The following is a 16,491-nucleotide window of genomic DNA, read 5'->3' as shown; positions in this document are numbered from 1 at the left end:
ATGAATCCTCTATAGCAAAATTTATGTATTCATTTTTAACGCCTTTTCTAGCATATTATTATTAAGCTCATCCAACTCTGATACAAATTTGAAGCCCTCCATACATAAGGCTGCAATTTCTGGCAAATTAGCTTCCTTTCCATTCATATATTCCATAGTTCTTAACAATTCCATACTTAATACATTCGAAATAATACGAATAGAATGCATTATGTCAAATATTATTGCATCTGGATTTCCTGATTCAATAATTTGTGCATTTCTACTAGAAACCCCTGTCCAATCATAATGGCAAAAATGACTCATCAAAGAATAAGTAGCCAATGTTCCTAATTGAGCCTCATACACACGATTTATTTTTGCCAGACTACGCAATAGTGCTTGATAGCTCCATTTCTGTTTTAACTTATCTTGTTCTTTTTTAGGATATTGTTTTTTCAATTCAAGTAATTTATCATCTGGTAAAATATCACATTCAAATGGTTTTGTATTGTTAGAAGAAAATTCTCGCAAAATTTCAACAGCTTCAATAGCTTTTTTATGATCAGAAATTTTAGCTATATCTACTAATTGTATCTTATATTCAATATACTTTTCTTTTCTCTCATTAATAGTGCCTGCCATTAAATAACAATATTTAATAGTCCCCTCCATCACTGTTCTTAGCAAAACATCTGCATCAAAAATACTCTGGTTTAATAAAAGAATCAAAATACTTTCACTTGTTGAATGTAATGTTGTAAATAGCGGCACAGTAACATCTTGATTGTCTCCATACTCTTTACGATATAATGGAGACATTTTAAACAAAAGATTTTTTAGATATCCATCTGCTCGAACAATATGTTTTCCAACCTCTTGTAAATAGTCCATATATACTCCTAACATCTTCCATACATTTTCATTCAATATATCTTTTTATTTATTCATTACCTTTTATCTCAAGCACCAAATAATTCAATATTTCCTCTTTTGCTCCGCCTTTTAATTGACATTCCCATACAATCAATACTTTATAACCTAATTGTCTTAATTCTGCATACTGCTGTGAATCTCTAGTAATATTAGCCTCTATTTTTTCTCTCCAAAATTCAGCATTAGTTTTAGGCCATTTAAAATATTTACATCCGGTATGTTTATGCCAGAAACAGCCATTTATAAATATTACTGTTTTATATTTGGGTAACACTATATCCGGTTTTCCTGGAAGTTTTTTATAATTCTTCCTATATCGAAACCCTTTAGAAAACAAATACTTTCGTACGATTTCCTCTGGCTTTGTATTTTTCCCCTTAATCCGGGACATATTGTAACTTCTTGTTTTTTTATCATGCACATCCATTAGTCAATTCTCAAATATTTTCAAAATAATCCTTTAATCTTCCTAAACAAGCCTTTTTTGCTTTTCTGCCATAATTATTCATCTCCAGCATTTATAATGTCAGCAAAAAATCCCATTTTCTTATCTGCCAAAGTTCCTACAACTGTACCTCTATCAAGAAGTCTATTACCTATTTCACAACAAGTTTCCGGTAATAGTGTGCAATTGTGGCAAGCCGCTAAATTTAACGATTCTGGTCCTTGTCCAGCTGATTGAATGCAAATCGGGTCAGATGTACACCAAGATGCATTCTCCATAGCACTAATGATAGTATCTTCTATTCGACCAGTTTCACCTTGTCGAACAAGTCCACCTAATGATCCCTCAGAATCACCGGATGCAGTATAAATGAGAAGGCCGTGCATTTTCAGATTATCACTTGATTTTTCACAATAAATTCGTTCTCTGATTGACGAACTACCATATCCACAATCAAAGCTCAACTGATTTATAATCAAGTGTGCAAATGTATGGATTAAAATAAATTCTGGTCTCAGATTACCTGGATCATCAACTCCAAATTTAGCATTATGGTATGAGTGATTCAATATATTTATACGTTCTTTGACGTTCGGTTTATTTGCCCATTCAGTCAGTTTTTCTTCATCAAATTCGAAGAAAATACCTTCTCCATAAACTTCTATTGCCGGAAGCCATTCTTCATTACCCAAACGAAGTTCTTTTTTACTTTCAGCAATTCTTTTGCTAGGTGCATCCAATCTTGAAAACCCAACAAATGCGCGTGTTTCTCTAAGTTTGGGTACTAATGAAATACTCTTAAAATACTTATGAATTAACGAACTATAATTTTTTATCGGATAATTAATACAATGAAAATCTTCTACATCATTACCACTATTTTGGATTAAAACTTTATATTCCTCAAGTCGGTATTCATCTTCTGTCATGTCCTCCGTAATTTCAATTGTACCTTCTCGATAATTTGCCGCATTGACAAATGCCTGATATAAACGATCTTTGTCAACATGATTTTTTTTCGCAATATAATCTATTACAAAACGATTTAAACCACCATCAACTCTGCTAGAATTGATATCTTCAAAATTGTCCCTAAGAATACCCGCAATAGTACTATCTTCAACATTATCTCCTATTGGAATATGAATTGAACTCCTCGTGTCTGCAAACCAGATATTGGTTGCACCACGAAGTACAACTTTTATCTGATCTGGATCTGCAGGACATACTTCATCTCCTTCAAGTCCAAGCCATGGCTTAGAACATCGACAACGATATCCAATTTTTGCTAATGCACCTTTCGACGTTGCTCCTGCAAGAGAACGATGCGCTCCGCATGTACATGTATAATGGACACCAGATAAATTTGCAGATGATCCCCCCGTACTTCTACGAATTCTACAAGTATTGGGATCATATGTATATGCAATATTCTGCTCACCACTATGTGTCCATTCAGCAATTGGAAAATCATCAATATGCCCCTCAGGACATACTACAACAAAACGTTCCGGTATCATTTTCCTCCGGAATTTTCCTTTTGAAGAACATACTCGACCGTTAGGCCATTGAAACTGATCGCATTCAGGAAGCGATTCTCTATAAAAGGTTGTTTTTTCCATACTTCCACAAAACGGACAATAATGCCATCTTGGGAATCTAACTGTAGGAATTTTAATATTACAGTTCTCCGGATCAGCATTCCGCTCTCTGAAATCTGGTGGCCAGCGTAATTCTTTCACTCCTAGCCGTTTTGTCAATCTTTCATCTGTTATTATAAAAGGTTGTTCCTTTTGATAGCGCCAAGCATCCAATCCGGTAACCATAAGCGCCTCATCATTAGGGAATGGTACTATTGCCCCAACTCCCCACGGTCCTATTAATGCACTTCTACGCATTGGTCTTTTTGAATATTCCATAGTTAAACCTCCCTAGCCTCATATCTTGATGAAAGTTCTGCTTCGCAAATTGAATCAACACTTCTCATAGAAGTTGGTGTCTCAATTCCGGCTTTTCCCCAATGTCCATTTTTGTGACTTCCTGCCGGATACATCAGCGGAACATCATTTGTATATGATTTATCCAGATTATATTTAGGTGTCCAACAGTCCGGTTTATAATCTTCCCAATGCGCAATCACCCATTTCATTCTGTCTAATGCAGCATCCACTTCATCAGAATCAATATCTTCAATACGGTTTCTGATTATGTTTTCCACATAGTCAAGCATTTGTTGATCAGGGATGATTGGTCTTGCATTATTGTAAGCAACAGTATTTTCTAACCTTATAATACCTAGCATTATTGCATGTAATGCTCGTTCACGTACAGGTGCTGCAAAAGGAGTAACACTTGTTGGCTCCACACTACAGTACAATCTTGAATGATATTCTTTAAAGTGCTCATAATGAGACTTATCTCTAGGCCTTCCAGGTCTGTACAGCGTAAATACAATTCCTGGTGCATCCTTAGCATTTCGACCTACTCGGCTTGTTGCCTGAATATATTCGGATGTCGTTTTTGGTTGCCCTGAAACAGTCATCAATCCCAATCTGGACACATCAAGTCCAACGGAAATCATATTTGTTGCCAGACATATATCAATTGGATTTTCTCCATCTACAGATTTTTCATTACCATTATATTTAATATTCAAATTTGACAAACTAGCAGTCACTTTATCTCCCGAAATTCTGCTGGTTAACTCTTCATCTCTCCATATATATCTTCTTCTCTTTCTATACTCTTCCCTTTCATAAATTTTGTCATAGAATCGACGTTTGTAAATAACATCCAAATGTTGATCAATATCTGCTCTTATCCAGGTTCTTGCCTGTCCTAACTCTCTAATACTATTGTAATATCCCATATTAGTCCAATATGGGTCTCTATCAGATTCTTTCTCAACTTGCAACTCTTTAGCACCATAAAGCAATGATGAATATAATCGAATTGCTGTTGTTGCATCAGAAGAAGATCCTGTAGCCAGAATACCTACATATAATCTGCCATTCTGATTCTTATCTTCTTTAGCAAAGAAAGAATTTCCTGCGCTAAGTCCTGCCGGTGGAAACTGGAACACATTATCTTTTCCACATCCATATAACGCATGGCATTGTTCCTTTGCCCTACTGATAGTTGCTGTTGATGCAATGATTTTGGGGTGGATTTCACCATCGGTTGTTCTCTGCCTACACAACTCATGAATTAATGTTTCATAATGCCCAACCATAGATCCCAAAGGACCAGAAATCAAATGTAATTCATCCTGAATAATCAAATCCGGAGATGTTATTTTTTCCCCATCATAATAACCAAACAATCCCTGTGCCGCTGGTAGAAATGGAAGCATTGCAAATTTATCTACTGTTCCTAATAAAAGCGTAGGTTTTATTTCATAAATGACATCATCTATCACATGTAATGGCAATGGACTTTTCTCTGATGAGAAAGCACAATCATTGGATACATTACTACATACAAATCTAAATGTTTTCTTCCTATTTTTCCCTATTTTCTTAGCATAGCCCGGCAAACGACGATCGCCATTTTTCATCTTTACTGATCCCATTTGAGCACCACACCATGGACATTTCAAGATTACAAAAGGATTTTTATCACTTTTTTTATTGTAAAGATCTTCATATGCTTTTACCGCTGACTTCATCGTATTAGGAGTAGTTGTAGTCCCAACCCAAAGCCCAATTGAAATCGTATTGTCTCCAAACAAATCTGTATGGACCTTTCTAATTTCTTCACAAGCACAAATCATAGAAGATGCTCTTTCATACTGCTGAGCAGTAAGCAATCGCAAAGTATATCTCATAAGAATAGCAGTTCCTGCATCATCACGATTTAATAATTTTCTTATAAAAATTGTATATGCAGATAATCCAAGATACGCTTCTGTCTTTCCGCCTCCTGTAGGAAACCAGATAAGATCTACTATGTCCCTTTCAGAGCTACGGCGATTGGACATTGATTCTAAATTCATAAGAACAAATGCCAGCTGGAAAGGACGCCATTTTCCATATACCTTATGATCCTTATCATACCAAGTTGAATCATCATACGGATCTGGAAGTCTATTAATTGGATTGAGTAATATAATTCCATCGTGCCCGTCATCTTCCCATCTTTGTAATGGAAGATTATAATGAAGTTGCTGCATTAACATTGCCAAATTCATATATTGAAATGCAATTCTTACTTTTTCATCGGTTTGAAGAATATTTATTCCATTGCGCATTCTAGCAAGACATTTTTCACAATTTGAAATATGTCTTGCCGCAGTCAATGTATATCGCAAATCCAATTTTTCCTTTTCTGACTTTAATTCCTGAATCCAATCTTCATATCGATCGCACATTAACTGAAGTTCCTGAATATTGTTCTGAAAGTCACCTTTGGGACTATAGTTAAGCATCTCAAGTGTTACACCTTCAATAACACTTGGAACAATAGGTTTTACTTCATACGCCGGAAATACTGCGGTCTCAATCCAATGTACTCCATTTTCAGAATCCTCCCAATCGGCTGCACAACCATGACCTATCGCATAATTACGTATATCTCTATATAAAAGTTGGTTGGATTGATAATCTTCATCGTTTACATTTATTCTTTGACTATCTGGAAGAGGTTCAAATCCCAATTCTGATTCAAGATGGAATTTAACTTGAAAAAAACATTGCTCATCATTAAAAGTATCCGGTCCCTTATTTGTGTTTTCCAATGTAAATGTATAAATTGAAAAATCGCCTTTTTTATATCTGTATGTAATATCCATTTGAAGCATTGTGTGTCCAACTTTTATCTGCCTTATCCCATCCGCGACAGATGGTAATTCAATGATTTCTTTATTATTATCCCAATTAATAGCCGTTCTTGAATATCGATATACCTTTTTACCTGTTTTTGAATCAGTAGCAGACATTTTTTTATAAGTACCGGCAGATACACAAATTCTAATATTATCATTTTTTGTAATGCCGACTGTCAGACTCATTGCAGATTGTCGATACGCATTCGACCTATTTATCAATTCTTCTGCGTCTTCCAAATATTCTACTTTTCTTCCCGCATTCTGAGGCAAATCTTCTGTCGCAGTATCAATTATCTTTTCTGCCTCTGATAGCTCTAGTTGTTCAATTTCTTCCTGTGCCGATTCTGGTGCCGAATCCTCTGATACCATTCTTGGAAACAGAATTCCCGCAATATACCTCGTGCTTGGTGCATCAGCACTAAGAATTTCTTCGCCATTTGCTTGTTTTGTACCTTCCCAGTCAATCGGGTCTGGACCTATAAATTCACGTTCCACAAATGTTTTCAATTGATTTCTTCTTGTGTCAGCCATTTAAAAACCTCCGAATGCATATCTGATTATATTCATCATGTGCAACTTTGGAATGTAATACATATAAACCAGATCTCGCTCTACTAAATGCAACATACGCTAATTTTATATCCTCATATGACTCAATATCCGTTAATATAATTACCGTATTTTCCAATCCCTTAAACCCTTGGATAGTATTAAATGTTATCTCTTCAGGTGCAGGTATTGTATAATTTTCCACTTTAACTCCACTTAGCATGCTAACCACTGATTTTTCTCTTTTATATGGTGATAGTATTGTAATCCGTCCGCTCTCGACTTTATTGTGCGATAATTCCTTCAAAATTGTTAGTAACTCTTTTAATTCATCGTCTTTGGATTTATATATCCTATATTCAACTGGTGTCCCTTGTACCATACTTTCGTATTGAACATCCTTATCAAAACCTGTGACTACTTTTATCTGATCACATATGTATTGAGTGTTTCGACAGTTTGTTGTTAGTTTATATCTGATATAGGATGTACGTTTGTCCAGCATATCGATATAATTTGTTTCTATCATATCATGAGCATATATTGCCTGTTTATTAAAATCTCCAAAAAATATCCATTTCCCTCGAGATATTCCCTTCCTCAGCATAGAATCAATGCACTTCAAATATTCTTCGGTCATCAAATCCTGTGCCTCATCAATAACTATGCGATCAAATATGCCACCCTGCAATTTAAGGGTATCTGAAACCATTGCTGGAAGTTCATATTCAAAGAACAATTTTATTTGTTCCGCTGAGTCAGGTGATTTTACCATCGTGTTCTTTTGTTGGGCTACCTTCATCAAATATCCATGAAAAGTTCCCACATATATTGGTCGTAAATCCTCTACTTGTTTCTCGAAATATTGTTGCAACCATCTCGCCAAAAGATTGTTATAGCAAAATAATGCTACTTTCTCACCTCGTGAAGCATATTTTTTAACAGTTTCAATTGCTAACAATGTTTTCCCGGTTCCGGCTGATCCTTTAATCAAGCATCTCGGATTATCTTCCAGTTGGTCGATACATTTATATTGATTAGCCGTAAAACTAATTATTTTATCTTCAATATAATTATATTGAACTCTAAGAGATAATGCCATATCAAAATCGCCTCTGAGAATGGATGCTAAATATCTAACATCCTCTACGGTAGGTCGATTTTTTAGTGTGACATCACCATATTGTACATTCCATCCTTTAATAGATCCTTCTGCTATACGTTCTACAAAAGCACGAACATTTCGTCCATCATTGCAATCAAAAACCTGCCATTGCTCTTCATCAATACCAACTGAAGCATAAGCAACATCCGGGAACATTACTCCTATGCCAAAAAATATCTTTTCAAGATGTTTATGTGCTGTATCCAATTTATTTGAAAGGCTCTGACGAATACTGTATATACCGTCCCAAGCTTGATCAAACGGTCCTTTAACTCGCATATCTGAATGCCCATACTTGTCTGTAAATGCCCAAATTCCATTTGTCCGCTTCACTCTTCCACCCTTGACTTCAAGTGCAAAAAGTCCAAGCATCGGAACCATTACAAAGAAATCCACCTCTCCATGTATATATTTATTGTGATTTACAATACCAAGCGAATGCAAAACTATCCAATCCTCTGTTCCTTTTGCATTTTCAAACCACTCAAAAATATGTCTTTCCGCATTGCTTTTCACGTCTGGTGAAATCGCCGATGGAATCATTATTGCCATATGTCACCTCATTCCTCAATTAATCGATTTGTATCAGATGAATCAACCGGGACAATAGAACCAACATCTATAATTTTTAATATTTTGGCTGTTCCAATATCATCTACATTTATTTCAATAGGTTCCCAAAAATTAAACGGATCAATTTTCCCATATCGTTTCAATTCTTTTGCCAGCTTAACTTTTAACATATCTGATAACATTCTACCAGCTTGAATATGTGCTGCTCTCACAATTGTCGCGGCTTCAAATATTTCCTCCATTAATTCTGACAACACTTGATTCTGAGTTACTTTGGCTATATACTCAAGATCTTCTATTTGGCCTGGTGCAATTACATTGTCATTTTCAATCCATCTCTTTACTGTTGGATACCCCTTAGAAAAACCAGCTGCAACAAGATTTTCATAAAATTGCTTTGGTGTTGTAAAAAGTAATTCTATTTCTATTACTTCTTTCCATTTTCGTGCAAGTTCTCTTGAAGCGCTTTTACCATTATTTTTTAGAATTAAATCTGCCATTTCACGGATAATATCTTTGTCTGTTTCTCTTACAATAATAAAATCTCCATTTCTAAGCTTATCCGGTGTTACAGTATCAATTTTTTCAGATTCCTGCATAATTATATTCGTTGCAGAAACCACTTCATGTCCCATCTGATAAAATGCAATATATCCTCCGACAAAGTTTACTGGCACAGCATCAACAATCTCATTACCTGATTTCTGCCCAGATTTCACATATCTTCGAAACTTATTTTCTCTTAGAATAGTGTCAATCTCTTCCTGCTCATCTTCAGTCGCAATTTCTTCAGTTGGAACTATCTCATCCTTTTCACTTATATATTTCATTGAAGATAAAGCAATATCTGCAGAGCCCAAAGATTTTTCAATTATTGTTTTATTGTCGGATATTTTCAATGCAATTTTCCAATTCTGTGCATCATGGTTTTTCCATCTGTTTTCATAATCATACAAAAGAACAATATATGAAGTCGTACGATAACTAAAAATTACCTTTCGCATAATTGCCCTTCTTAACCAACCAACAATAATTGTCACATCATACTTTTCATTCGATGCAGCATAATACTCAGACGGATACAACACTTCCAATTTTGTATTTTGATCTTTAATTTCCTTCTCCCAATATGTTTCCGTTTTGCCTTTATTTCCATTTTCTGAAATTACAAGGCAAATTCTTTTACCTTTATTTTCTCTAATTGTATCGCTTAATGCTTTCTGTTTATTTAGTGTATAGCCGTAAGAAAATATCCTTCTGTAGTTATCAATAACTTTACAATAATCCACATACTCTTCAGAAGAAATATAATTTTTCTCATGATTAAGTAAATCCTGGCACTCACTCAAAATGTGACAAGTAGTCTGCATCTCCATGTCTGAAATCGGAACTGTTTCGCGCAAAATGCTAAAAGAAATATTACTTAACTTTCCATACATATCCATTATTTGAACTGATTGTTCCTGAGTTTTTCTGCGATACTTAGCCAAAATTCCAGCAGATTCGGTCATTTCATTTCCATTGATTTTAACATAATGCACATTTTGCTTTGCACAATGTTCAATAGCTATTTCAACACCTGTCGTACAGTCCGAATATAAATTCTCTGTAATACATTCTTTATCCCATCTCCATATATCGAACTTTCTTCTTAATAATTCTCCTAAATCAAGAGAATTTGATGTATCTGTAACAAATATAACAGGTACACCTATTGTAAGAATATCATCCAAAGCATCAAGCTGTGTCAAAATCAAATTTATATTAGAAATATCTATTATAAGCGATTCTATAGGATTTTTATTTTCAATAGCTGCACTTACTGCATATAAATCTGGAGCGAATACAACTGCCGGAACACCCGCCATTTGACCAGTTCCTAAATTTATAATTTCCCCTTCATAGTTGGCTTGTCCCAATAAAATATAATGACTTAATTTTTCTTTGCAGAATCTCATATCTGCTAACTTTTCTTTAACATTCTTTACAGCACTAACATAATATACAGATGCTGACATATGTGTTTTATACTGTATCAACTTACTAAGATATGATCCTGATTCAGAAATAACCTGATTTCTTTTTTCTAAAACTTTTCTTTCCTCACAGAACTTTTTCCAACTACTTAATGGTCTCTTCGTATCTGTTTTTTGAAAAATCGGGGCTGTTGCAATTGGAAATGAATGCATTCCTGTATCTGATACATGAATATGTATATATTTTTTACCTTGCGATTCGAAAATCCCCAAAAATTCTACTACTGCATTACCTAGCTTTAATTTATCTCCAGGAATAAAATCCCCAACAGAATATTTCTTTCCAATCTTTCCCGTTTTAATATTATGAATTGCTCTTACCACCGAAAAAATCAACGTTGTTTGCTCTCGTTCAGGAAATACCAGAATATGTTTTTTTCCTTGATGCTGAAGCATTTTATCCAACATCAAAATACTACTTTTAATAATAGCTGGAATCGATATATTGGTACTTCCACCATCAAATGACAGCGTTATCTCATCCATTTCATCAGGCTCAGATATTAATTTTTCCAAATAATCGTTCCATGCTATCATAATAACCTCCAGCTATTATTTCCCCGGATTAAAACCTTTCTCTAATGCTCCATTGTAAACTTTAAGTGCCTGTATTGACTGTTTTATACTCGGTTTCTTTCCTCTTCCTATTAATGTTCCTACAGAAAACGCAATACTTCTTTGCCATGGAGCAAAATTTTGCGTTTCTTTTGCCCATCTTGATAATTCAAACCACGTTGTTGCAGGGATTGAAAACACTTCATCAATAATCACTTGATCGTTTTCAGTCACTTCAATTGAACTATCAACATTCTGCTCTTTCTTTGCTCTTTCCACAGGAATTAATTCAGCAGCAAGTTCCGTACTGATTTCATATTTATGCTCTCTGATTTCCTTCCAGCATTTTTCCTTTTTGCACCATTCTCCAACATTAGCACCACCTGGAGGATTAACAATTGCTTGCTGGATAAATTTCGAAACTTCTACAATTTCTTTTTCTAATGCCTCTGTTAACGCTTGAGTCTTCCAGATTCTTTCCAAATCAATTCTCTGAGCCGTTTTATACGACAGAAAAGCAAGTGTATATGTTACAATATTGGCTCTATAGCCCCCATATTGTTGTTGCGATACTAACTTTTCTGTACGACGGAACATAATAGCCTTTGCTATCAAGTTATGATAATATTGCTCATCTGGAAGTTTCCCTTTTTTCTGACTTACGCCAATGGTAAACCTACGAAAGTTTTTTTGAGCCCCCTCACTGACATAAAAAGGAAGCTGCTCCCAAGTATTTTCATATTTTGCAAGATCAGTCTTTGTGAATAAAGGATGTTGCTCTTTATATTTCTTTCTACGTAAAGTAGTAGATTCACGTGCAAGCATATCTGCATACTGTCCACGAGCTCTCTCGTAAAACCAGTTTTGAGGTAATGAGCCACCTTGAGCAGGAGTCCAAATAGTTCTCGACAATTCTTCAATTCTACGATGATAAGGATCATTCGCAGAAAAATCTGCTATCTGAACTTTATTCTGTGTATTTGCAAACGCTGAAATTCTTGGAACTATCTCATCCAGATCCTCTGACGAAGTAATAACTGAGATTTTCATTTGGACAAATACTTTGCTTAAATCTGCATTAACTTTTTTATCTTTATGAGCATTGTAAATTGAAGCTGTAGTCTGTCCTCCGTTAACAATCTGCATATCACGAATACTTTTGATTGACGGCTTTCCATTTTCATCTCGCACAATTTCAACACTTTCTGCAGTAACAGAAATACCATTATTATACGCCAAAAACATATCTGGCTCATCTCTTAATGTATCACGTATCCCTTTATTAACGGCACCTTTAACTTGGAGGAATGATCTTACATTCTTTTCCAAAAGACGATCTCGAAATTCATCATATAGTTCCGCAAGAAGTTCACCACTTATAATCGCAAGATATACACGATATTTATCACTAGTTGCATTTTCAATACAAGGTATTGTCATGTTAAATTTTTCTTGAAAATTAATCTCTATAGTTTCTCTCATCTTTCCAGACATAACACATCTGTAAAGTCTATCTATATCCCAAATCGAAAAAGATACTTCAGCGTCACCAATATGTATATTTTTAAAATCAATTGGCTTAACTAAACCATTCGTCAGCGCACAAATCCGAACTGTTTTTATTTCATTTTTATGATTATGCAATGATATTGCAAATTCATATGTATCGTTATCTTTTTGAAAAGAAGTATATAGGTCATTCACTGCTTTTTGATATAATTGAATAGCTCTTTTAATTGCGGCATCAATATCGGATTGTCCTATAGCCTTCGGTCTATCATTATTGGCATAAATACTTACATATATTGTCAGCTTTTCATAATCCTCGGATAATGAATAGGCATTTAATTGAAGTCCATATCCTCTGAAGGGACACATAACATAATCATTCGCTTCCCCAGCCTCTTCCAGGTATTCAAGCATAATTGACGTAAAAAAATCTTCAATATTCCAACCGCTTAAATCAGCATCCACTGATATTTGTATTTCCTCAAGAAAATTTGTATAAAACTGATCCATTGTTTTATTAGCCATTTTTTTCTCCCTCTAACATATCTTCCACTGCATTTGCAATTGCACTGGCCATAAGTGGCGGAACAGCATTTCCAATTTGAAGTAACGCTGCAGTTCTTCCACCCTCGAAGTAATAATTATCCGGAAACGACTGTATTCTAGCTGCCTCTCTAACAGATAACGAACGTGCCTGTTCCAAACTAGGGTAAATGAAATAATGACCATCCTTTGAGATATGTGCAACCATTGTCTGAGAAGTATGAATATTTCCGGCAACAACCTTAAATCTATCTAAAAAAGCTGTTCTATTTTGATGAGTGCATAACTCTTCTGGAAGATCTGTATATCTCAGCCTTCTACGTTGGTCATTTTGATACCACGCTCTAATTGCATGCCTATAAATTTCTCTATCTTGTTCTCTTGTCGGTCTGACTTCATGCCAAGTCAAAATATCATTCTCATTCCTTATTCCAGATTCAATTAAGTATTCTGTTGCATTTCTTGCATAATGATTATTCTGTCCGCCTGGCTCCAGAGGTGGCAAATCAGAAAACAAATCATTTACTACATATCTATTAAATATTTCCCCCACCTCTGGTATTATCGGATATTCAAACTGAACACCTTCTTCATGCAGTTTTCCAATCAATATAACTCTTCTTCTATTCTGGAGAACTCCATAATTGCTTGCATTAAGAACTCTCATATCAAGATCATAGCCAGCTTGATTAAAACGCTCCGTCATATCAGCCAGATAGGAACCATTATTTGCACTTATTAATCCAAGAACATTTTCAAACACAAACATTCGCGGATGATAATGTTCTAATACATCTGCGTATAATTGGTATAAAAAATTTCTTGCATCTCCTTCCATATTATTCTCACTTCTGGCACGTCCAACAAGTGAATATGCTTGGCATGGAGGTCCTCCAACCAGAACATCTATATTAGAAATATTCTGAATCGTCATTAACGTATCAATTCTATTAAATAATGCTTCCATTCCTTCTTCATGCATAGTTTCCTGAATAACTGTATCAAGTATTTCATGCGGAACTCGATTGTATAAATCTTCCCTTGTTATTTCATTTCTTAAGTACTGATTATATTCATCCAATCTATTGTTCTCTCGAAGATAATAATAGCAAGTTCTTGTTTTCAACGTAAGACATGCCTCTCTCTTCATCTCAACATGAGCAACTGGAATATGACCATTTTTAACAAATCCTTCCGATAGTCCTCCCGCACCTGCAAAAATATCAATGTATGTCAGTGGCATGTTTGGAACGCTCCTTTACTTTTTTTGAATCATTAATTTTTTCCATAATACCACTAATATAGTAATTTAATATCATTTTTATATTTCCTCTCCAATAGTATTCATAAAATAATTGCAACAAGTAGTCAAAAGAGCTGGCTCTCAATATCTTCTCTGGTAGTACCCCCTTCACCCTATACTCAACCATATCCTCCACCTACTCCACAACCAAAATCCAACACATTTTTCCCTGATAATTTTTCTATAAATCTGTCTTGAATTTCGTTGAAGTCAACTGCTACCGTGCCCGCGAAAAATTCCTTTGCATTTTGATTATAGTAGTCCAAAGTTTTATTATTCATACGCTTCTGATCCCTGTAAATTGTAACTTTTTATTGTATTTTCACGCATTTTGTTATATGTATTTATTATACCAATTTAAGTCGACAGCGTAAACATAAAGAAACAGAAACCACATTACTATCGTAGCTTCTGCCTCTTTATATCCAACTATTCCTTCACATCCAACCGATATTCCAAAACATTCCCCAGCATTTCTTCCGGCTTTACTCCGAATTCATCTGCGAGCTTCCTGAATCTATCATCAATCATGTCCTGATTTTCCCGTCGGAACTCTTCAAGAGTTTCTCCTCTGAGCAGGAGCTGGCTGACTCCGTTTGGACTGGCTCCCAGTTTTTTCATAAGAGCCTGAGAGGCGTAATTATCCGTTGCCACTCTTGCTCGGAAGAATCGTTTTTCAGTGACTTTTGCAAGCCTTTTCAGGAATAAAGACACCACTTCTGTCCCGTATCTTTTATGACACCATTCAGGTTTTAACTCTATTGCAAGTTCCCAATCTGGTTTTTCAGGGTCTTTTATTGCACAATATCCTACATAATCTCCAGTCTTCTGGTCATACACAGTACAGGTGAAGGATTTCCCATTTAGAAATCCATTCCACAGATCTTCTATAAATTCTTCATCTTTAAATGCGGACTTCATACAACTGTATGTATAAGAAAGAGCTATGTAATCCTGCTTTTCACTTTCTTTCACCACACATAATCGGACTTTTTCATTTTCTGCAAATACTTTTCCAGATGCAGGAATCATTAATTTATCACTAAATATTTTTCAAATACTCCTTCACATCAAATTTTTCCATTACCCAATTCTCACAAATTGCTCATATATCAGTATTTCTTTCTTACTGACATTCCGATTGTCATGGTAATGACCGAAAAACCATTTTTTGAACTGTATCGTTTGCTTGATTTCCTCCAGATAATCTGTTTCGATATCCGGCTTCAATTTCTGCGCGTCTATCAGCATCTGCGTGCTGGTTGCACAACAATGGGTTACGATAAAGTCTATTTGATTGTCATGGGCTGCCAGATTCGTGCGTCCTTCCTGCATCTCTTCTTCTGACGGAAGTTCCTGTGCCCACCAGGTGATATGATTAACACGATATGAGCGCCATTCCCGATCCAACCATTTCTTTTTTTCTTTAAAATCCGGATCTTCCGGGTCTAATATGCCACTCTCTATGTCATGACTGCTTGCCCCTCCGAATGTGAAAAAGCTTTTTCCATCAATTTCGTATATCTGTCCCCTCATCAGATGTATGACTGACGGACGGATCTTATGCACCTTGCCCCCGTACCACAGTTCCACCGGATAGCTGTAAAGCCGGTCAAAATTTTCATGATTTCCATCCACGAACAGAGTGGTAAATGGCTTTTCTTCCAGCCAGTCCAGCAAGTGCTTTTCTTCCTTATTTTCCACTTCTTTATTCCAGACACCGCCGAAATCTCCACATATGATCACATAGTCTTCCTTTGTCATCTCTTTCTGTTCTGGAAATATTTTTGTATTAAATTTTCGGAAATTCTGATGGCAGTCGCCCGTTACATAGATCACTCATATCACCTCTTTTCTACACCTCCACCATTCCACTTGCCGCCAGCACTCTTATCACAAACACCTTGGTCTCTTTTTCAAATGCAATCTTCACTTTTGTCTCATCCATTTGCACGACCACGCCTTTGCCGATTTTTTTATGGGTGACGATCACTCCTATTTGAATTTATTATATCAATTTAGTGCAGCAACGTAAATATAAAAGGTCGACACGCAGCCGACCCTTTTGCATTT

The 16,491-nt window shown here is 35.4% G+C and carries 11 protein-coding genes; all 11 read right to left on the bottom strand.

From position 1 onward, the window contains the following. Positions 1–21: 21 nt before the first annotated feature. The gene (locus WMO62_RS00885) at positions 22–873 is read right to left on the bottom strand and encodes a DUF5677 domain-containing protein (RefSeq protein WP_349143492.1); all 852 of its coding nucleotides are present in this window, start codon (positions 871–873) and stop codon (positions 22–24) included. Positions 874–922: 49 nt separating this feature from the next. Continuing rightward, positions 923–1,342, bottom strand: a complete 420-nt coding sequence (locus tag WMO62_RS00880; protein WP_349143491.1) for a very short patch repair endonuclease — start codon at positions 1,340–1,342, stop codon at positions 923–925. A gap of 74 nt (positions 1,343–1,416) precedes the next feature. Beyond that, positions 1,417–3,279: a DrmB family protein gene (drmB, locus tag WMO62_RS00875; RefSeq protein ID WP_349143490.1), complete on the bottom strand. Its 1,863-nt coding sequence runs from the start codon at positions 3,277–3,279 to the stop codon at positions 1,417–1,419. Between the two features lie 2 nt (positions 3,280–3,281). Continuing rightward, the gene (locus WMO62_RS00870; RefSeq protein WP_349143489.1) at positions 3,282–6,716 is read right to left on the bottom strand and encodes a helicase-related protein; all 3,435 of its coding nucleotides are present in this window, start codon (positions 6,714–6,716) and stop codon (positions 3,282–3,284) included. Then, positions 6,709–8,451, bottom strand: coding sequence for an AAA domain-containing protein (locus WMO62_RS00865; RefSeq protein WP_349143488.1), 1,743 nt, complete (start codon positions 8,449–8,451; stop codon positions 6,709–6,711). Before WMO62_RS00865 ends, WMO62_RS00870 begins: the two co-directional genes overlap by 8 nt. 8 nt (positions 8,452–8,459) lie before the next feature. Further along, positions 8,460–11,045 carry a DrmE family protein gene (locus WMO62_RS00860; RefSeq protein ID WP_349143487.1) on the bottom strand — a complete coding sequence of 862 codons (2,586 nt, stop codon included), beginning with the start codon at positions 11,043–11,045 and terminating at the stop codon, positions 8,460–8,462. A 15-nt stretch (positions 11,046–11,060) separates the two neighbouring features. Further along, positions 11,061–13,097 carry an AIPR family protein gene (locus WMO62_RS00855; RefSeq protein ID WP_349143486.1) on the bottom strand — a complete coding sequence of 679 codons (2,037 nt, stop codon included), beginning with the start codon at positions 13,095–13,097 and terminating at the stop codon, positions 11,061–11,063. Further along, positions 13,090–14,358 carry a DNA cytosine methyltransferase gene (locus WMO62_RS00850; protein WP_349143485.1) on the bottom strand — a complete coding sequence of 423 codons (1,269 nt, stop codon included), beginning with the start codon at positions 14,356–14,358 and terminating at the stop codon, positions 13,090–13,092. The genes WMO62_RS00855 and WMO62_RS00850 overlap by 8 nt, the downstream gene beginning before the upstream one ends. Positions 14,359–14,537: 179 nt before the next feature. Next, positions 14,538–14,699 (bottom strand): hypothetical protein, encoded by a 162-nt coding sequence (locus tag WMO62_RS00845; protein ID WP_349143484.1) that lies wholly within the window; start codon positions 14,697–14,699, stop codon positions 14,538–14,540. A 148-nt stretch (positions 14,700–14,847) separates the two neighbouring features. Further along, complete coding sequence (locus WMO62_RS00840; RefSeq protein ID WP_349143483.1) at positions 14,848–15,393, bottom strand: GNAT family N-acetyltransferase; 546 nt, start codon at positions 15,391–15,393, stop codon at positions 14,848–14,850. Positions 15,394–15,501: 108 nt separating this feature from the next. Continuing rightward, the gene (locus WMO62_RS00835) at positions 15,502–16,257 is read right to left on the bottom strand and encodes a metallophosphoesterase family protein (RefSeq protein ID WP_349143482.1); all 756 of its coding nucleotides are present in this window, start codon (positions 16,255–16,257) and stop codon (positions 15,502–15,504) included. Positions 16,258–16,491 lie beyond the last annotated feature (234 nt).

Origin of the sequence: Hominiventricola aquisgranensis (assembly GCF_040096225.1) — a bacterium.
Lineage (GTDB): Bacteria > Bacillota > Clostridia > Lachnospirales > Lachnospiraceae > Hominiventricola > Hominiventricola aquisgranensis.
The sequence above is the reverse complement of the archived record's forward strand: the minus strand, read 5'-3'. Positions and strand labels throughout refer to the sequence as shown.

Bases quoted from the DNA above. Each gene is read 5' to 3' on its own strand.
- WMO62_RS00885 (WP_349143492.1), bottom strand. From the start codon at position 873: ATGGACTATTTACAAGAGGTTGGAAAACATATTGTTCGAGCAGATGGA.
- WMO62_RS00880 (WP_349143491.1), bottom strand. From the start codon at position 1,342: ATGGATGTGCATGATAAAAAAACAAGAAGTTACAATATGTCCCGGATT.
- drmB (WP_349143490.1), bottom strand. From the start codon at position 3,279: ATGGAATATTCAAAAAGACCAATGCGTAGAAGTGCATTAATAGGACCG.
- WMO62_RS00870 (WP_349143489.1), bottom strand. From the start codon at position 6,716: ATGGCTGACACAAGAAGAAATCAATTGAAAACATTTGTGGAACGTGAA.
- WMO62_RS00865 (WP_349143488.1), bottom strand. From the start codon at position 8,451: ATGGCAATAATGATTCCATCGGCGATTTCACCAGACGTGAAAAGCAAT.
- WMO62_RS00860 (WP_349143487.1), bottom strand. From the start codon at position 11,045: ATGATAGCATGGAACGATTATTTGGAAAAATTAATATCTGAGCCTGAT.
- WMO62_RS00855 (WP_349143486.1), bottom strand. From the start codon at position 13,097: ATGGCTAATAAAACAATGGATCAGTTTTATACAAATTTTCTTGAGGAA.
- WMO62_RS00850 (WP_349143485.1), bottom strand. From the start codon at position 14,358: ATGCCACTGACATACATTGATATTTTTGCAGGTGCGGGAGGACTATCG.
- WMO62_RS00845 (WP_349143484.1), bottom strand. From the start codon at position 14,699: ATGAATAATAAAACTTTGGACTACTATAATCAAAATGCAAAGGAATTT.